Source organism: Paenibacillus sp. FSL P4-0176 (assembly GCF_037975265.1).
Taxonomy (GTDB): Bacteria; Bacillota; Bacilli; order Paenibacillales; family Paenibacillaceae; genus Paenibacillus; species Paenibacillus amylolyticus.
In genome coordinates this window covers 303,502-322,507 of sequence record NZ_CP150242.1, presented here as the reverse complement: position 1 = coordinate 322,507, position 19,006 = coordinate 303,502, and the positions used below count along the sequence as shown (strand labels likewise).

Annotated in this window: 9 protein-coding genes, 17 tRNA genes and 3 rRNA genes; all 29 read right to left on the bottom strand. The window is 49.8% G+C overall.

Translation table 11 applies throughout. From position 1 onward, the window contains the following. Window positions 1-16: 16 nt before the first annotated feature. The 29 genes from iolC to MKY95_RS01370 all read right to left on the bottom strand — a co-directional run bounded on the left by iolC (window position 17) and on the right by MKY95_RS01370 (window position 18,870). Entirely contained in the window at window positions 17-1,027 is a 1,011-nt protein-coding gene (gene iolC / locus MKY95_RS01510) for a 5-dehydro-2-deoxygluconokinase (protein ID WP_076320393.1), read from the bottom strand. A gap of 208 nt (window positions 1,028-1,235) precedes the next feature. Further along, the gene (gene iolE, locus MKY95_RS01505) at window positions 1,236-2,129 is read right to left on the bottom strand and encodes a myo-inosose-2 dehydratase (protein WP_076320392.1); all 894 of its coding nucleotides are present in this window, start codon (window positions 2,127-2,129) and stop codon (window positions 1,236-1,238) included. Window positions 2,130-2,182: 53 nt separating this feature from the next. Beyond that, window positions 2,183-4,048 (bottom strand): 3D-(3,5/4)-trihydroxycyclohexane-1,2-dione acylhydrolase (decyclizing), encoded by a 1,866-nt coding sequence (gene iolD / locus MKY95_RS01500; RefSeq protein WP_076320391.1) that lies wholly within the window; start codon window positions 4,046-4,048, stop codon window positions 2,183-2,185. Between the two features lie 392 nt (window positions 4,049-4,440). Further along, a tRNA-Gly gene (locus tag MKY95_RS01495) sits at window positions 4,441-4,511 on the bottom strand. A gap of 10 nt (window positions 4,512-4,521) precedes the next feature. Continuing rightward, window positions 4,522-4,595, bottom strand: a tRNA-Pro gene (locus MKY95_RS01490). Between the two features lie 7 nt (window positions 4,596-4,602). After that, window positions 4,603-4,681 (bottom strand) — tRNA-Leu (locus MKY95_RS01485). A gap of 17 nt (window positions 4,682-4,698) precedes the next feature. Next, window positions 4,699-4,775: transfer RNA gene (locus tag MKY95_RS01480), tRNA-Arg, on the bottom strand. Window positions 4,776-4,782: 7 nt separating this feature from the next. After that, window positions 4,783-4,857 (bottom strand) — tRNA-Gly (locus MKY95_RS01475). Between the two features lie 10 nt (window positions 4,858-4,867). After that, window positions 4,868-4,948: transfer RNA gene (locus MKY95_RS01470), tRNA-Leu, on the bottom strand. 6 nt (window positions 4,949-4,954) lie between these two features. Next, window positions 4,955-5,030: transfer RNA gene (locus MKY95_RS01465), tRNA-Lys, on the bottom strand. A 10-nt stretch (window positions 5,031-5,040) separates the two neighbouring features. Next, a tRNA-Tyr gene (locus MKY95_RS01460) sits at window positions 5,041-5,126 on the bottom strand. A 9-nt stretch (window positions 5,127-5,135) separates the two neighbouring features. Next, window positions 5,136-5,211, bottom strand: a tRNA-Thr gene (locus tag MKY95_RS01455). Window positions 5,212-5,231: 20 nt separating this feature from the next. Then, window positions 5,232-5,307: transfer RNA gene (locus MKY95_RS01450), tRNA-Phe, on the bottom strand. 18 nt (window positions 5,308-5,325) lie between these two features. Then, window positions 5,326-5,403: transfer RNA gene (locus tag MKY95_RS01445), tRNA-Asp, on the bottom strand. A gap of 25 nt (window positions 5,404-5,428) precedes the next feature. Then, window positions 5,429-5,502: transfer RNA gene (locus tag MKY95_RS01440), tRNA-Met, on the bottom strand. 16 nt (window positions 5,503-5,518) lie between these two features. Continuing rightward, window positions 5,519-5,594 (bottom strand) — tRNA-Val (locus tag MKY95_RS01435). Between the two features lie 6 nt (window positions 5,595-5,600). Further along, a tRNA-Glu gene (locus MKY95_RS01430) sits at window positions 5,601-5,672 on the bottom strand. Window positions 5,673-5,676: 4 nt separating this feature from the next. Continuing rightward, window positions 5,677-5,752: transfer RNA gene (locus tag MKY95_RS01425), tRNA-Asn, on the bottom strand. A gap of 1 nt (window position 5,753) precedes the next feature. Next, window positions 5,754-5,829, bottom strand: a tRNA-Ala gene (locus tag MKY95_RS01420). A gap of 34 nt (window positions 5,830-5,863) precedes the next feature. Then, a tRNA-Ile gene (locus MKY95_RS01415) sits at window positions 5,864-5,937 on the bottom strand. 38 nt (window positions 5,938-5,975) lie between these two features. Next, window positions 5,976-6,092, bottom strand: a 5S ribosomal RNA gene (gene rrf, locus MKY95_RS01410). A gap of 74 nt (window positions 6,093-6,166) precedes the next feature. Continuing rightward, window positions 6,167-9,092: ribosomal RNA gene (locus MKY95_RS01405) — 23S ribosomal RNA — on the bottom strand. A 311-nt stretch (window positions 9,093-9,403) separates the two neighbouring features. Continuing rightward, window positions 9,404-10,956 (bottom strand): 16S ribosomal RNA (locus MKY95_RS01400). The 16S, 23S and 5S rRNA genes sit together here with 17 tRNA genes alongside, the layout of an rRNA operon. A gap of 632 nt (window positions 10,957-11,588) precedes the next feature. Next, on the bottom strand, window positions 11,589-12,137 hold the full coding sequence (locus tag MKY95_RS01395) for a GNAT family N-acetyltransferase (protein WP_036674635.1): 549 nt from the start codon (window positions 12,135-12,137) through the stop codon (window positions 11,589-11,591). Window positions 12,138-12,188: 51 nt separating this feature from the next. Next, window positions 12,189-13,793, bottom strand: a complete 1,605-nt coding sequence (locus MKY95_RS01390; protein WP_036674640.1) for a response regulator — start codon at window positions 13,791-13,793, stop codon at window positions 12,189-12,191. After that, window positions 13,790-15,658: a histidine kinase gene (locus MKY95_RS01385; RefSeq protein ID WP_036674645.1), complete on the bottom strand. Its 1,869-nt coding sequence runs from the start codon at window positions 15,656-15,658 to the stop codon at window positions 13,790-13,792. The genes MKY95_RS01390 and MKY95_RS01385 overlap by 4 nt, the downstream gene beginning before the upstream one ends. A 28-nt stretch (window positions 15,659-15,686) precedes the next feature. Next, complete coding sequence (locus tag MKY95_RS01380) at window positions 15,687-16,535, bottom strand: carbohydrate ABC transporter permease (RefSeq protein ID WP_036674647.1); 849 nt, start codon at window positions 16,533-16,535, stop codon at window positions 15,687-15,689. After that, window positions 16,532-17,482 carry a sugar ABC transporter permease gene (locus MKY95_RS01375; RefSeq protein ID WP_036616398.1) on the bottom strand — a complete coding sequence of 317 codons (951 nt, stop codon included), beginning with the start codon at window positions 17,480-17,482 and terminating at the stop codon, window positions 16,532-16,534. Before MKY95_RS01375 ends, MKY95_RS01380 begins: the two co-directional genes overlap by 4 nt. A 47-nt stretch (window positions 17,483-17,529) precedes the next feature. Further along, the gene (locus MKY95_RS01370; protein WP_076320086.1) at window positions 17,530-18,870 is read right to left on the bottom strand and encodes an ABC transporter substrate-binding protein; all 1,341 of its coding nucleotides are present in this window, start codon (window positions 18,868-18,870) and stop codon (window positions 17,530-17,532) included. Between the last annotated feature and the right edge of the window lie 136 nt (window positions 18,871-19,006).

Genomic DNA, 19,006 nt, shown 5'->3' with positions numbered 1-19,006 from the left:
AGTATTGCAACGAGCTTCAAGACACGGTGATCTCGCCCCGATTGCAACGTTCAATGTAGTCATTTACCTGTTCGACCGTTGGCATTGCATCCGAACAGCTGTGGCTCGAAATGACGATACTTGCTGCGCCACTGCCATACGCCATACTGCGCTCAATTGTCCAGCCCTGCATCAATCCATACAGGAACCCAGCCGCATAGGAATCGCCTGCGCCGAACGTTTTGACCACTTTTGCCGGATAGCTGTCCGCGCGGTGGGAAAGCCCTTCACGCGTATAAGCAATGGACCCTTCCTTGCCGTGTTTGATTACAACGATATTCGCTGAGAAATCAAACCATTTCTGCGCAGTCACCTGATCGCTATGATCCGGATTGTGATCGAATGTCTCCATCATGTCGAACTCTTCACGTGTGCCGAGGATGATATTGCATTTCTCGGCTGCAAGGTTGTAATAGACCGCTGTCTCTTCATCTGATGTCCATGTGTATGGGCGATAGTCCAGATCAAACACAATAACTGTGCCATGTTTTTTTGCATACGTTAGTGCCTGTAATACGGCTTCACGGGATGGGCTCTGCGCGAGGGCTGTGCCTGAGATTAGCAGCACTTTGGAGTCAGCAATCAACTGCTCTTGTACCTCTTGCGCCTGTAATAACAAATCCGCTACATTGTCCCGGTACATCAGGATACTGCAATCCGTTGGGCTTTTGATTTCGGTAAAAGCAAGCCCTGTCACCGCTCCAGTGTCATCTGTAACTACATTTGATGTGTCGATGCCGTTCTTCTCCAAATAACTCTGGATGAATCTGCCCATCTGGTCACCCGCGATCTTACCGATAAAAGCCGTCTCCATACCCAGTCTGGACATGCCAATCGTAATATTGGCCGGAGAGCCGCCAACATACTTTGTGAACGTCATCGTCTCTTCCATCGGGCGATTGATCTCATTGGCGTTCAAGTCGATGCACAAGCGACCAATGGCGGTGAAATCCTTCTTCCTGGATACCGGAAAGGATACGTAAGTCATTGCATGTGAGCCCCTTTCTGTAGTGGGATTTTCCATGTTGTATATGGATATCTAGACTAGTTACTCATTCCATCGTAAGAACTCGTAAACGGCTAGAGTAAGTCATTTTTATTTTCCAATCGTAACGTTATACTCTTGCTGGCCTTCTTCCTTTTTCACTTCATAGGTGCAGCATCTGACCGCTGCAATGCTGAACGGATCAGCTGTGTTAGTATAAAGACTCCATATAGTTCAAAGATCGCTTCGCATACTCATACGGGTTATGAATCGCAGGGTCCTGCTCTCCTTCAAGCATCGCCCAGCCATCGTACCCTCGTGTGATCAGTTCTTGCAGAATAGGAGCAAAGTCAATGCATCCATCCCCTGGTACGGTGAACACGCCTCTACGAATGCAACCAACAAAATCAGACTGCTCCGCGCGTGCTTCATCCAGCACATGCGGGCGGATATCTTTCAGATGGATATAGGCGATCCGATCATAATGTTTGCGCAGCAGTTCAAGTGGATCGGCTCCGCCATAGTAGGCATGACCAGTATCATAGAGCAGATACACGAGAGAAGGGTCTGTCAGCTCCATCAGTCGATCAATCTCATCCGGTTGCTCTACCACTGTGCCTCCATGATGATGGTACGTAAGCTTCAACCCATGTTCGCGAGCAATAGCTCCTGCTTCGTTCAACCCTTCAGCAAGAATATGCCATTCAGATTCGCTGAGTCTGAGCACTTCTTTTTCATTCGGAGTTCGTCTTGGATCAAAATGAAGTGACCCGCCTACCTCCGCCGTACTGATTACCTTACTGCCCATGGATTGCAGAAACTCCGCATGTCTGCGATAACTGTCCAGCTCCGACTGACGATATGCCGGGTCGGAGAAAAGTACGGATTTCCACTGGGAGACCAGCTTGATATTCCTTTTGCTCAATTCCTCACGCAATATAGCAGGATCGGTAGGATATTTACGTCCCATCTCTGTACCCGTCAGCCCAAGACGCTGAATGTCATCCAGAATCTGTGCACACGTTGTCGCATCACCATGCTCCTTCACATCTTCACCGACCCAATTGATCGGATGAATCCCAAGCTGGAATGGCAGCTTGCTCATTGCTCCACGTCTCCTTTGTCGTTCAACATTGTTGTTCACTATATTAAACCGGATTAAATCGGTCTTGCTTTGGCACGGTTGGCTTGCATGGTGTGATGAGCATGAACTACCTTTTCTTCGGCAGATACCTCAGGTACACCCACATTCCACCATGACTCGTATCCACCTGCGTTGGTTCCAGGCACGACCGGAATCTCAATCAACGTACTCACTGTTTCGTTCTTCGCATCTCGGAGTGCTTGTTCCAGCTGTTCTGCTGTCTCCGCTCTATAGGATTTGGCTCCCATGCTTCGGGCGTGTGCAGCAAAGTCCATTGGCATGTAATCCCCGGTCAGTCGTCCACTCTCGGATTCCCGATAACGGAACTCATTGCCGAACCCGTCACTACCATGTTCCCGCTGTAAATTATGAATACATTGGAATCCATTGTTGTTGAATAATAAAATAGTCATCTTCTTCTGTTCCTGCAAACTGGTCACAAACTCCGAATGCAGCATCAGATAACTGCCATCCCCTACCATGGCGTACACTTCACGATCCGGCTCGGCAAGTGCTGCTCCGAACGCTCCACTTACCTCGTACCCCATACAGGAGAACCCATACTCCATGTGATACGTCTTTGGTTCAGCCGCACGCCACAGACGATGCAGATCGCCTGGCAGACTGCCCGCCGCACACACTATGACGGAGGATGGATCAATGGTCCGGTTAACGATGCCAACTGCTGTAGTCTGTGCCAGCCCTGCTTCATGTTGAGCTGCATACAGCCGATCCACTTCTGCATTCCACTCAGCGCGGAGATCAGCGATTTCGGATGCACCATATGCACTTCGGTATTGTCTTTCCTGCAATTCCTTTTGCAAAGCCTGCAATCCTTCGCGTGCATCTGCCAGAATGGCTTCTCCGCCTAACTTGGCGGCATCCATGCCGTTCAGGTTGATGTTGATGAATGAAGCTTCTGGGTGCTGAAAAGCAGAGCGGGACGCCGTCGTGAAATCCGAGAACCGCGTACCGACGCCGATCACAACGTCTGCTTCTCTCGCCAGCCTATTGGCTGCCAGAGAGCCGGTAACCCCGATTGCCCCCACATTTAGTGGGTGGTCCCAAGAAACTGCGCTCTTGCCCGCCTGCGTCTCGGCGATCGGAATACCAAATGCCTCGGCGAACTCCAAGAGTTGAACGGACGCCTCAGAGTACAACACACCGCCGCCTGCAACGAGCAGCGGTTTTCTGCCTCGGGCAATCTGCTCCGTTGCCCGCTCAATGGCTGCCTGTACCGGGGGACGACGATCCAGATAATGTACTTTGCGGGCAAAGAAAGATTCCGGGTAATCGTACGCTTCTGCCTGCACATCCTGCGGCAATGCGAGCGTTACTGCTCCCGTCTCTGCTGGATCGGTTAGCACACGCATCGCCTGTGTAACAGCAATCATCAACTGTTCGGGACGAACAATGCGATCCCAGTACTTGCTGACGGCTTTGAATGGATCAGTTGCTGAGATTGTATAATCACTGCTCACTTCCAACTGCTGAAGTACCGGGTCCGGTTCCCGTGTAGCAAAGTTATCTCCAGGAAGCAATAAAACCGGAATCCGGTTCACCGTTGCAGTAGCTGCCGCTGTAATCATATTCAAAGCACCAGGTCCAATGGATGTTGTACATGCATAAATCTGTCTACGGTTCTTCTGCTTGGCATAAGCCGCTGCCGTATGCACCATGCCTTGTTCGTTCTTGCCTTGCATATACGTCAGGCTTCCCGGACTGCGCTCCAGCGCTTCTCCAATGCCTGTTACATTGCCATGTCCAAAAATACCGATGATTCCCTTCACAAACTTGGTTTCCACCCCGTCAACCGAGATATATTGCTGATCCAGGTATCGAAGCAGTGCCTGAGCCATCGTTAGTCGAATTGTATTCATGAATTGATCGCCGTCCTTTCCTTTACGGGTTAAGCGCTTAATCTACGTTAAGTTTAAGCGCCTTACCCCTAAAGGTTAAGCGCTTAATTGATATGGTATTACAGGTTAATGATTTACGCAAGCTATTTTTGTAAGCGTTTTTATAAATTGTGATAAAGAAAAGATATTCTTGTGTTCGAACATGTGTTAGACCTTCTCTATTTGAACACTTCCACAATGACTAAGGACAGACTTAAAAGAGAGGGAAATATATCGTGAGGATGGGATACATGCTGGTACATGATATTCAGCCAAATAATCCGTGGTCTTTGTATAAAATCATGGAATATATGCCTGTGAATGCAAAAAAAGAAAGATACGGTGAGTACCGTCTCTTTCTTTTTCAATATATAAGCGGGTGATGGGAATCGAACCCACGCTATTAGCTTGGAAGGCTAAAGTTCTACCATTGAACTACACCCGCATAACAACAATCGGGATGACACGATTTGAACATGCGACCCCCTGGTCCCAAACCAGGTGCTCTACCAAGCTGAGCTACATCCCGTTATCTATACCGGCGAGAGGACTCGAACCTCCACGGTTTCCCACTCGATTTTGAGTCGAGCGCGTCTGCCATTCCGCCACGCCGGCATAATATGAAGTTATAATGGCGCGCCCTGAGAGATTCGAACTCCCGGCCTTTTGATTCGTAGTCAAACGCTCTATCCAGCTGAGCTAAGGGCGCAAAATATTGGAGCGGAAGACGGGAATCGAACCCGCGACCCTCGCCTTGGCAAGGCGATGCTCTACCGCTGAGCCACTTCCGCAAATAAAGGATGCGCGTGGAGGGACTTGAACCCCCACGTCAAAGACGCTAGATCCTAAGTCTAGTGCGTCTGCCAATTCCGCCACACGCGCATATAATGGTGAGTCATGAAGGGCTCGAACCTTCGACACCCTGATTAAAAGTCAGGTGCTCTACCAACTGAGCTAATGACTCATAGAAAAACTGGTGGAGGATGATGGATTCGAACCACCGAACCCGTACGGGAGCAGATTTACAGTCTGATGCGTTTGGCCGCTTCGCTAATCCTCCAGGATTACATGGTGCCGGCGAGAGGACTTGAACCCCCAACCTACTGATTACAAGTCAGTTGCTCTACCAGTTGAGCTACACCGGCGTATTACATGGTGTTATAAATGGTGGCTCGGGACGGAATCGAACCGCCGACACGAGGATTTTCAGTCCTCTGCTCTACCGACTGAGCTACCGAGCCTTACTACATTAAAAAAAATGGCGGAACCGACGGGATTCGAACCCGCGATCTCCTGCGTGACAGGCAGGCATGTTAGGCCAACTACACCACGGTTCCAGATCACTTTCTCAAGGAAAGTTAATTGCGGGGGCAGGATTTGAACCTGCGGCCTTCGGGTTATGAGCCCGACGAGCTACCGGGCTGCTCCACCCCGCGTCGTTATAAAGTTATATGGTGGAGGCTGAGGGGATCGAACCCCCGACCCTCTGCTTGTAAGGCAGATGCTCTCCCAGCTGAGCTAAGCCTCCATATTATGACCCGTAGGGGATTCGAACCCCTGTTACCTCCGTGAAAGGGAGGTGTCTTAACCCCTTGACCAACGGGCCTTACTGGCTCCCCGAACAGGGCTCGAACCTGTGACAACTCGATTAACAGTCGAGTGCTCTACCAACTGAGCTATCAGGGAATGGTGGAGCCAAGCGGGATCGAACCGCTGACCTCCTGCTTGCAAGGCAGGCGCTCTCCCAGCTGAGCTATGGCCCCATACTCTGGTGTATTTCTTGTTGTGGTCTTGCTATGGGCCCTGGTGGACTCGAACCACCGGCCTCACCCTTATCAGAGGTGCGCTCTAACCAACTGAGCTAAGGGCCCTTATCAATTTTCGAAAAAAAATACCCCAATGGGGTTTCGCTTGGCGGCGTCCTACTCTCCCAGGACCCTGCGGTCCAAGTACCATCGGCGCTAGAGGGCTTAACGGTCGTGTTCGGGATGGGTACGTGTGGAACCCCTCCGCCATCGCCACCAAACGCGTAGCTTACATTTCAGAGATCGTTCTCTGAAAACTAGATTCGAAACGAAACACGCGAATTACAACTTGCTATTGGATAAGCCCTCGACCGATTAGTACTGGTCAGCTCCATGCATTGCTGCACTTCCACCCCCAGCCTATCTACCTCGTCGTCTTCAAGGGGTCTTACATACTGGGAAATCTCATCTTGAGGGGGGCTTCACGCTTAGATGCTTTCAGCGTTTATCCCGTCCGTACATAGCTACCCAGCGGTGCTCCTGGCGGAACAACTGGTACACCAGCGGTACGTCCATCCCGGTCCTCTCGTACTAAGGACAGCTCCTCTCAAATTTCCTACGCCCACGACAGATAGGGACCGAACTGTCTCACGACGTTCTGAACCCAGCTCGCGTACCGCTTTAATGGGCGAACAGCCCAACCCTTGGGACCTACTTCAGCCCCAGGATGCGATGAGCCGACATCGAGGTGCCAAACCTCCCCGTCGATGTGGACTCTTGGGGGAGATAAGCCTGTTATCCCCAGGGTAGCTTTTATCCGTTGAGCGATGGCCCTTCCATGCGGTACCACCGGATCACTAAGCCCGACTTTCGTCCCTGCTCGACTTGTAGGTCTCGCAGTCAAGCTCCCTTATGCCTTTGCACTCTTCGAATGATTTCCAACCATTCTGAGGGAACCTTTGGGCGCCTCCGTTACTCTTTAGGAGGCGACCGCCCCAGTCAAACTGCCCACCTGACACTGTCCCCGCACCGGATTACGGTACCAGGTTAGAACCTAGATACGATCAGGGTGGTATCCCAACGTTGCCTCCACGCAAGCTGGCGCTCACGTTTCAAAGGCTCCCACCTATCCTGTACAGATCGTACCCAAATTCAATATCAAGCTGCAGTAAAGCTCCATGGGGTCTTTCCGTCTTGTCGCGGGTAACCTGCATCTTCACAGGTATTAAAATTTCACCGGATCTCTCGTTGAGACAGCGCCCAAGTCGTTACGCCATTCGTGCGGGTCAGAATTTACCTGACAAGGAATTTCGCTACCTTAGGACCGTTATAGTTACGGCCGCCGTTTACTGGGGCTTCGGTTCACAGCTTCGGATTGCTCCTAACCACTCCCCTTAACCTTCCAGCACCGGGCAGGCGTCAGCCCGTATACTTCGCCTTACGGCTTCGCACAGACCTGTGTTTTTGCTAAACAGTCGCTTGGGCCTTTTCACTGCGGCCCCCTCGTGCTATTCACACTACCGGGGCACCCCTTCTCCCGAAGTTACGGGGTCATTTTGCCGAGTTCCTTAACGAGAGTTCTTCCGCGCGCCTTAGAATACTCTTCTCGCCTACCTGTGTCGGTTTGCGGTACGGGCACCATCACCTGGCTAGAGGCTTTTCTTGGCAGTGTGAGATCATGACCTTCGCTACTATAATTTTCGCTCCCCATCACAGCTCAGCCTTACAATGTGCGGATTTGCCTACACATCAGCCTTACTGCTTAGACGGACATCCATCAGTCCGCGTCACTACCCTACTGCGTCCCCCCATTGCTCATAACGGCTTACGGTGGTACAGGAATTTCGACCTGTTGTCCTTCGACTACGCCTTTCGGCCTCGCCTTAGGTCCCGACTTACCCTGAGCGGACGAGCCTTCCTCAGGAACCCTTAGGCTTTCGGCGGATCAGATTCTCACTGATCTTTTCGTTACTCATACCGGCATTCTCACTTGTATAATGTCCAGCGCTCCTTACGGTACACCTTCAACCCTTATACAACGCTCCCCTACCCCTGATGCAAAGCATCAAGCCATAGCTTCGGTGGTGTGTTTAGCCCCGTTACATTTTCGGCGCAGAGTCACTCGACCAGTGAGCTATTACGCACTCTTTCAATGGTGGCTGCTTCTAAGCCAACATCCTGGTTGTCTGTGCAACTCCACATCCTTTCCCACTTAACACACACTTGGGGACCTTAGCTGATGGTCTGGGCTGTTTCCCTTTTGACAATGGATCTTAGCACTCACTGTCTGACTCCCGGAAGTAAGTCTATGGCATTCGGAGTTTGACTGAGCTTGGTAACCCTTGCGGGCCCCGCACCCAATCAGTGCTCTACCTCCACGACTCTGTTTTCCGAGGCTAGCCCTAAAGCTATTTCGGGGAGAACCAGCTATCTCCGAGTTCGATTGGAATTTCTCCGCTACCCCCACCTCATCCCCGCATTTTTCAACATGCGTGGGTTCGGGCCTCCAGTGCGTGTTACCGCACCTTCACCCTGGACAGGGGTAGATCACCCGGTTTCGGGTCTACGTCCACGTACTCATTCGCCCTATTCAGACTCGCTTTCGCTGCGGCTCCGGCTCTTCACCTTAACCTTGCACGGGAACGTAACTCGCCGGTTCATTCTACAAAAGGCACGCCATCACCCCTAAAACGGGCTCTGACTTTTTGTAAGCACACGGTTTCAGGTTCTATTTCACTCCCCTTCCGGGGTGCTTTTCACCTTTCCCTCACGGTACTGCTTCACTATCGGTCGCTAGGAAGTATTTAGCCTTGGCAGATGGTCCTGCCGGATTCATACGGGGTTTCACGTGCCCCGCACTACTCGGGATCCGTCTCGGAGGGAACCAACTTTCAACTACAGGGCTTTTACCTTCTTTGGCGGGCCTTTCCAGACCTCTTCGCTTAACCGGTTCCTTTGTAACTCCATGTGAGACGTCCCACAACCCCAAAGAGCAAGCTCTCTGGTTTGGGCTTCTCCGCGTTCGCTCGCCGCTACTGACGGAATCACTATTGTTTTCTCTTCCTCAGGGTACTTAGATGTTTCAGTTCCCCTGGTATGCCTCTGCATAACCTATGTATTCAGTTATGAGTAACTGGAAATTACCCCAGCTGGGTTTCCCCATTCGGACACCCCCGGATCAAAGCTTGCTTACAGCTCCCCGAGGCAGTTTCGTTGTTCGCCACGTCCTTCATCGGCTCCTAGCGCCTAGGCATCCTCCGTGTGCTCTTAGTAGCTTAACCATTTTGTTCCGGTTTCGGTCGCTCGCTTCCCTTGTTTTGCTTGCGCAAAGCCAAAAGTCGCTCTCACCCGATACCATCACAAAAGCAATTTGACTACCGTTTTTATTTAAACTTGTTTAACACAAGTTCAGCTAAAAAGGAATGTTCTAATTCGCGTTTGTTTCGTTTCGATATCTAGTTTTCAAAGAACAAGCTCCATGCAAAAGCAAGCTGTTTGAGAGTTTGAGCTCTCAAAACCGAACAACGAGTGAGTGTTTTGCAGCTAAGCTGCAGTTTTGAATGTTTCCGTTGCAGGAAACGATTCTCCATAGAAAGGAGGTGATCCAGCCGCACCTTCCGATACGGCTACCTTGTTACGACTTCACCCCAATCATCTATCCCACCTTCGGCGGCTGGCTCCTTGCGGTTACCCCACCGACTTCGGGTGTTATAAACTCTCGTGGTGTGACGGGCGGTGTGTACAAGACCCGGGAACGTATTCACCGCGGCATGCTGATCCGCGATTACTAGCAATTCCGACTTCATGCAGGCGAGTTGCAGCCTGCAATCCGAACTGAGACCGGCTTTGTTGGGATTGGCTCCATCTCGCGATTTCGCAGCCCGTTGTACCGGCCATTGTAGTACGTGTGTAGCCCAGGTCATAAGGGGCATGATGATTTGACGTCATCCCCACCTTCCTCCGGTTTGTCACCGGCAGTCTATCTAGAGTGCCCACCCGAAGTGCTGGCAACTAAATATAAGGGTTGCGCTCGTTGCGGGACTTAACCCAACATCTCACGACACGAGCTGACGACAACCATGCACCACCTGTCTCCTCTGTCCCGAAGGAAAGATACATCTCTGCATCGATCAGAGGGATGTCAAGACCTGGTAAGGTTCTTCGCGTTGCTTCGAATTAAACCACATACTCCACTGCTTGTGCGGGTCCCCGTCAATTCCTTTGAGTTTCAGTCTTGCGACCGTACTCCCCAGGCGGAGTGCTTAATGTGTTAACTTCGGCACCAAGGGTATCGAAACCCCTAACACCTAGCACTCATCGTTTACGGCGTGGACTACCAGGGTATCTAATCCTGTTTGCTCCCCACGCTTTCGCGCCTCAGCGTCAGTTACAGCCCAGAGAGTCGCCTTCGCCACTGGTGTTCCTCCACATATCTACGCATTTCACCGCTACACGTGGAATTCCACTCTCCTCTTCTGCACTCAAGTCACCCAGTTTCCAGTGCGATCCGGGGTTGAGCCCCGGGATTAAACACCAGACTTAAATGACCGCCTGCGCGCGCTTTACGCCCAATAATTCCGGACAACGCTTGCCCCCTACGTATTACCGCGGCTGCTGGCACGTAGTTAGCCGGGGCTTTCTTCTCAGGTACCGTCACCTTGAGAGCAGTTACTCTCCCAAGCGTTCTTCCCTGGCAACAGAGCTTTACGATCCGAAAACCTTCATCACTCACGCGGCATTGCTCCGTCAGGCTTTCGCCCATTGCGGAAGATTCCCTACTGCTGCCTCCCGTAGGAGTCTGGGCCGTGTCTCAGTCCCAGTGTGGCCGATCACCCTCTCAGGTCGGCTACGCATCGTCGCCTTGGTGAGCCGTTACCTCACCAACTAGCTAATGCGCCGCAGGCCCATCCCCAAGTGACAGATTGCTCCGTCTTTCCAGTTTCCTTCAGGCGAAGAAAACAATTATTCGGTATTAGCTACCGTTTCCGGTAGTTGTCCCAAACTTGAGGGCAGGTTGCCTACGTGTTACTCACCCGTCCGCCGCTAAGTATCAAGGAAGCAAGCTTCCTATCAACTCCGCTCGACTTGCATGTATTAGGCATGCCGCCAGCGTTCGTCCTGAGCCAGGATCAAACTCTCCAATAAAGTATTGAAAAGAGCGATAAGCTCATTTTGAATCTGACGAGATTAAAAATCTCATTTGTGCTCCAGTCGATCCAAGCCAAGGCTTGTTTCAAACTTTCGCGTTCATTCTGCAAGCAGAATGTTTACTCACTCGTTGTTCAGTTTTCAAAGATCAAACTTGTTTTCGTTACCGAGCGTTGTTCTCCTCAGCAACTTTTATATCATAACACTTCCGAACCAACTTAGCAAGCTCTTTTTTTAAGTTTCTTTCGAAGCTTATATGTTTTGCCTGCGGCACTTTGTTTCTCGTGTTTTTTTGGCCGGAAATAGAATATATCATATACACAACACAATTACTACTTGTAAAATATCCCATCTATAAAATTATTATATATTTGATTCAATCTCTTCATAATCTCTTTTTCCAATGGCAATATCCTCTTACTATATCCTATATACACTCACCGGTCTAATCTATCTCAATAATAGGTTGTGAATAGACTCATTCAACATCATTACATTCGTTCTATAAGATAAGAAACATAATACATCTTCTCAATAACACTGCTATCTATTATGTCGGTATCAAATCTAATAATTAAACTCCGTAAGCTGTGGGCTTATATAGATTCTGCTTTTCACTTTTTATACCATTATAAGTCTCTGAACCTGCCCATCACTATCGTGTCGTAATACTGTCCATCCGCATGTCTACGATCCTTTTTCAAAATACCTTCGATCTCAAAGCCACTCTTTTGGTATAACTCGATTGCCTTTTCATTGGATGCCAGCACGTTCAACGTCATCTTCTCTACACCAGTCTGGTCTGCCCATTCTATCGACTTCTCTAACAAGTTCTTGCCAATCCCATGCCCCCAGAACTCTCGGGCTACACACACGCCGAACTCAACTCTATGGCAAAAGCGCTTCAGCACTGTACCTTCACATCGGGAGTATCCCACAATCTCACCCGCTACTACAGCAACAAGGAACAGATTCCGTGACTTCTCACTGTCCAAATGGATGATCCTCCTAAACCCGGTTGCGTCGATATACGCCTCGCCCTCTTCACGATCCATGTTCTCGGTTTCCCCATCGATTTGTACACGTAGTGAAGACAAGGTCTCAGCATCCTTTTCCTCTGCCGATCTAATGGAGTAAGATAAGCCTTTAATGTAATATTCCTGCTGATCGATCATCATAAGAACCATACCTCCTCTTCCACTTTATTTAATTACTGTACCTGTATCGCTCTACCCCACCTCAGACGGACTCTTGCCCGTAAGCATTTTGAACACCTGGCTAAAATACGTTGCATTACGGAACCCCGTCATCTCGCTCACCTCATATACCATGTAATGTCCCGACTGCAACAGTTCCAACGCTCGCTGAATCCGGTACCCGTTCAAATAACTGACGAAATTCTCACCGGTCACCCTTTTAAAAAGTTGACTCAGATACTTCGGATGTACGAACAGCCCCTTGGCTATCGCTTCAAAACTAATCTCTTCGGCGTAATGAAGCTCTACATACTGTTTCACCTGCTCGATAAGTTTATTGCTTTTCTTCTCGCTCATCTCCTTACGTATCTGTTCCAGCCAGTCGCAGATAATACGATCCATCCACTTTACCAGATCATGCAAAGCATATTTCGATTGAATTTCACGCAAAAAATCACTCATCGCCAGCGGCGGCGTTGACATAGGATGAAGTCGGTTCCAGCTATGCATCAACGTGTCAAACAGACTGACCGCCACAACCTGTACATCCTGTATCCCAACACACTTCCCCTCTTTCAGCAAAAGGCAAATATGATGCCATACCTCTTCCGCCAAGTCAGGTCGAATATCCGCCCAAGCCTCGTTCCATTGACGAAGCAATAATGAATAATCGGTCACACTTGGTTCTGTTTCCTCTGATGTTTCATAGTGGTAGATACGACTTCCACCTTGAAACTCTGCTTTTTCCACCGCTTCCCTGCTCTCGAGATAGGAATCTATCACCTCACATGGGTGACTCTTGGATCTTCCGATTCCAGCACTCACTTCAATTTTCAGATACGTAAAGATCTGATCGATCATCCTCTCCACGAATGGCAGGCATTCTTCCAGATGATCTTTATCTCCTAATAGAAGCAACACAAATACCTGATCCGAATAATCAACAATCTCTACCTGACCATTCATGCGCGCCGCTTGCTCCTTCACCGTTTCCTGAATAATATCGGCCGCCCCATAGCGGAGAAGCTGCCAATCCCGTTCTTTCATTCGTGTCAAAAATACGGGGCGATTCAGTTGCAGGCTAATGGCGCGTGTCTGGGAGGACATATGAATGCCTATATAGTCCATGCGTTCTTTGGGCAGCTCGTCTGCCCGATATCGCGTAGTCAGCAGTTCGTGAAGAAATTGTTTGCGCAAATACGGAAGTACCCGTCCGACCTCCTGCTTGTACGTCTGCTCCAGTCGCTCATGCCGCTCTCGCACATCTTGTTCCAGTAACACCTCACGCAGCACAGACTCAATCTCCTCAACCTCTGCCGGCTTCAGCAAAAAGTGATTCACCCCCCAGCGCATGGCTGCCCGGGCGTTCTCGAATTCGTCATATCCACTAAGAATGATGATCGGCAAGTGGGGATGATCACGTCGCAACGTCTGTGTGATCTCAAGCCCGGTCATCCCCGGTAGATATACGTCAGTCATAACGACATCTGGATGCATGCGGTGAAACAGCTCCAGCGCATCCAAGCCATTGGAAGCAGTGCCTGCAATGCTGAGGCCCATAGAAGGCCAATCGATATGATCTGTTAATGCCTTTACAATATGAGGATCGTCATCAACAAGCATAATGGTCTTCATCATTTTTCACCGTCCAGCCATAGATTTAATTGCTCGTCGGTCTCAATACGCGGCAGCGTAATGGTCACTTCCACGCCACCTGACTCTCTATCACCCAGTTGAACGCCATACCTCCTCCCACAATAAAGCTGGATGCGCTGATGTACATTCCTTACACCGATGCCACACGTCTCTTCGAGTTTCCACCCCTCCGGCAACCCCCGCCCATTATCCGTGATACGAATGACGATATCCTCATGCGGGCCAACCTCTTCGTGCATATGCACCTGAATTCGAAGTGTGCCTTCTTCAGGGTGCCCGTGCATAACGGCATTTTCGATGAAGGGCTGCAAAATGATCTTGGGAATGTAACAACCGCGAATATGCGGATCGATCTGCTCCTGATATTGAATGGAGAACGGTAGCCGCTCTGACTGGATGTTAACGTAGCAACGGGCATGTTCCAACTCATCACGAACCCTTATAAACAATCTCCCTCCACTCAGCCCGATCCGTAACAGCTTACTGAGTTGTACAATCATGCGACTGATATCCTTGGCTTCGTAATCAAGTGCGCGCCAGTGGATCATGTCGAGGGTATTGTATAGAAAATGGGGTTTGATCTGGGCCTCAAGCAAGCCCGTCTGGGCTTCACGCTTGGCCCGGCTCTCATCCTTCACCTGTTCCATCAGCGTCGTGAGCTGTGAAGCCATGTGATTAAAGCCATAAGCCAAATGGGCATATTCCTCCGTAAACGAAAGTTGGACCCGGGTATCGAAGTCCCCTTTCTCCAGTTGTCTCATTCGCTTGATTAATTGTCGCAAAGGTCCGATGATCTGCCTTACAAACAGGTACGCCAGCACAGCCGAGCATAATAGTCCCAGCACGGCGATGCCGAGGATCTGCCAGCCTGCTTGTCTGAGCGGAGATAACAGTGTATATACCGGAATAGTCTGTACGAGGCGCCACTGAAGCATGGCTGGCCTGGAGTACAGCACCAATTGAGCACCTCCAGGTTGGCCGGAAACTACTTCGTACCCGTCTGCACCATGCTGTACATGTTCCTGAATCCATGCACTATCTATAATAGAAGAAGATGAATTTACAGCTTCACCCGTTTCCTGTACTGTACTAGCTTCATTTCTTCGATCCGCCCGTTCCTTCTCCCCTGTTGGATCAACTCTCCCCATCTGCATTACGACATTACCAGCCGTATCTACCAACAGGACTTTTCCATCAAGCACCATGGGTACATCAGCAAACCTGCGTACGATGTCCGCTCTACTCAGTCGAATGAGCACATAAGCAACCGTTCCACCACGACTGTCGAAAATCCGCTGGGCGTATCCGACCAGGGATTGGCCTGATTCGTTCTCACGCAGCGGAACCCAAGCCGCATCAGCCTTTTCCAGCGTAGCAAACCAAGAGTCGTGTGCGATGGTGTCCACCGGAAATATGCGATCAGCCATAGTCACTGTCACTTCATTAAAGGCATCCGTATACAGTTCAATGGAAGTGATGCCTTCACTCACGACCATGGTATGATCCAGAATTCGAGAGACCTCTCTCCGCTGGTGAATCTGTGCAAGCCTGCCTGTATCAGCCGTTTCGAGCAGACTGGACAGTTCCCGATTGCTAGCCAAAGCATAAGCGGTTCCGGTTACCCCTGTGATGAAATCAAATCCCCGACGTGTGCTTTCGTTCAGAAGAGCCAGGCGTGCTTTGCTAATCTCGGCAAAGGTGACTGCTGAGAAAGACTGATATGCTAGCCAGACAACAACCGAGACAAGCAACAGGTTAAACGCAATAAAGCAAGTCACCATCAACGTGGAGAGCTTGCTTTGTTGCAGCTTTTGATTAATGAATGAAGACCATCTTCCTTTCCTCATGGAAAAATCAACTCGTTTCGTCTTGGAATTACCCTTTGAGCCCAGAGGTCGCGATTCCTTCCACGAAGTACTTTTGACACACGATAAATACGATAAAACATGGCACCAGCGACAACACCGACATGGCAAACATCGGGCCCCAATCGGATTGAGAGCTGGAATCAAGGAACAGGCGCAGACCCAGCGGCACAGTGTATTTGCTAACGTCACTCAGGTAGATCAACTGACTGAAGAAGTCGTCCCATGTCCACAAGAATGTAAAGATCATCGTAGTGACCAATGCTGGGAAAGCCAGTGGTATGATGATTTTGGTGTATATTTTCACAGGACCGCATCCATCAATGGTAGCCGCCTCATCCAGCTCTTTGGGCAATCCCCGGAAGAACTGTACCATGAGAAAAATGAAGAATGCGTCGGTCGCCAGCCATTTTGGCACGACGAGAGGCAGATACGTATTCACCCACTCCAGGTGGTTGAAAAGGATATACTGCGGGATCAGCGTCACATGATGGGGCAGCATGATCGTCATAAGCATCAGTCCGAAGCAGATAGCTTTGAAACGAAAATTCAGTCGGGCGAAGGCATATGCCGCCATAGAGCAGGAGATGACATTGCCCAGTACGGCGCCAAGCGACAGGATGACAGAGTTGGTCAGAAAGCGGGAGAACGGGTTGCCCTGAATTCCCGCCCAGCCATTCATGTAATTTTCCCAATTCCATTCCTGTGGCCAAAACCAGGTCTCTGTAAAGATCATATGTCCCGGTTTGAATGAGCTGCCCAGCATCCAGAGGATCGGATAGAGCATGACAAAGGCGATGCCTGAGATCAACACATGTTTGCTGACGACCCATGCTGTAGAGTTCCGTTGTCCAATCATGATTTCCCACCATCCTCATAGTGCACCCACAGCTTGCTACTGCGGAATACGAGCAATGTAAATACGCCAATCAGGATGACCAGCACCCAGGCCATCGCAGAAGCATAGCCCATCTGAAAGAATGAAAATCCTTTTTTGTACAGATACAGAGAGTACATTAGGGTTGAGTTCACTGGCCCTCCGCTACCATTACTGATAACAAAAGCCTGCGTGAACGATTGAAAGGATGTAATCAGCTGCATGACAAGATTGAAGAAGATAACGGGTGACAGAATCGGCAACGTTATATAGAAGAATCTCCGCAGGGGACCTGCACCATCTACCGCTGAGGCTTCATCATATTCGGGTGGAATCTGCTTCAGGCCTGCTAGGAAAATAATCATCGACGATCCGAACTGCCACACGGATAACAGCACGATGGAGTACAGAGCATATTTCGGATTCGCTACCCAATCGGGCGCTTTAATGCCTACCATGGCAAGAACACTATTGAGTAGCCCGTCCCCACCCAGCATTTTACGCCACAACATCGCAATCGCCACGCTACCTCCAAGCAATGTCGGGATGTAATACACCGTACGGTAAATGCCGAGTCCTCGAATCCCTTTATTCAGCAACATCGCTACAAGCAGCGCGAAAATCAATTTGACCGGTACGGATACAGCGACATACGTGAAGGTGACTTTGAGCGACTGGGTGAACAGTTTATCCGATGTAAACATCGTGGTGTAGTTATCCAGACCGACCCAGGAAGGGGCGGCCAGGATACTGTAATCGGTGAACGAGATGTATAACGATACCAACATTGGACCTAGGGTAAGGAATAACAATCCGACAAGCCATGGGGCGAGAAACAGAAGTGCGGCTCCATTATGCGCATATCTCCGTTTGACCCGCCGGGTAGTTACACGCTCGATTCGGGCTTGACTGACCTGTGATGTCGTCATCTTCGCAACCTCCCCGCAGAATTAGAAGTGTGAGACAGTTTCAATCATTATTGACTCGATCCAAGCGTAGCCTTGGCTCCTTCAATAAACTGGGCAATGACATCTGGAGTATTACCTTGACCGAAGGCGATCTGCTCGCTTGCGCTCTTGAAACTTGTGTCCACTTCAGCAAATCCTTGCGGGTATGGCGGGTCAATCTCGCTGGAGTTCTTCGATACGGTGTCGATAAATTGGAAAATGGTTTGTTCCGCTTCCGGCAGCGTAGGCTGCATCTGTTCACGAATGCTTGAGTTAACCGGCACCCCACGCTCAGAACCAAGAATAGCGGTTGCTTCTGGATCATTGACCATGAAATCAATGAACATGGCAACTTCCTTTGGATGTTTGGTTTTGCCATAACCGGAGAGGAACTGGCCTGGTTTCAGATATTCACCGATTTGCTTTTCACCTACACCATGCGGAAGAACTTGTATGCCAAGCTTATGATCCTGGTTTTTGTTCACCTGCTGGAATGTCAGCAATTGATTGGACCATGCAAAATCCATGGCAGCTGTACCCAGCGAGATCGGGCGTGTCTCCAGCGCATTGGTTGTGGATGCCGTTATCTCCGCTGTGGTCACTCCACCATTCTCGCGTAGTGCGCTCCACATATCGAACCATTGCTGAAGTTCCTCGCTGGTAGCGGTCATTGTGCCACCATCAAACAATCCTTTCCCGGATTGCCGAATAAACACTTCAAACATGTTTGTTGTACCGGAAATGTCTGCAGATCCATAGAACCCCTCACCTTTGGCTGCGGCAATCTCGGTCGCAATATCCCCAAAATCCTTCCATGTCCAGCTCTCTTGTGGTTCTTCTATACCTAATTCCTGAAATACGGTGGCGTCATATATGACACCTGGTGCGTTTACTCCGAGGGTAATCGCATATAATTTATCGTCAATCGAACCGGCTGTAATCATGCTCTGATCATGATCCTCTGTCCGCAGCTCTTTGCTCTCTGCAAACGGGGTTAGGTCAAGCAAGGCACCACGCCGGGCAAAGTCAGTCAAAAAGGCGTAATCCATCTGGATGATGTCCGGTGCATTCGAACCAGCTACCTGTGTAGTCAACTTGTCAAAGTAACCGTCCCAACCGGAATATTCAGGTTTAATGGTGATTCCCGGATGTTTCTCTTCAAACAATTGGATCACTTTGGTCGTCAGATCATGTCTGGTCTGTGATCCCCACCAAGTCATGCGCAGTTCAATCTTGCCTGATGAATCTCCTTCACTTCCACTTGCTTCTCCAGAAGAAGATGGTGTATCGGTGGCCCCTCCAGAACAGGCTGTAGCGAACAATAACAGGGACAGGCAGAACAGGGTTACCCACTTTTTTGTAATCATCATAAATGAATTTCCTCCCCTTCTTGCATTTATGGAATCGCTTACAAAACCTATTGTATCGGTCTATTACTGCACATGACATAAACAAAAGTAAGCTTTCCTTTCAAAAAAGTAAGGAGTTACAGGAATCAAAAACCAC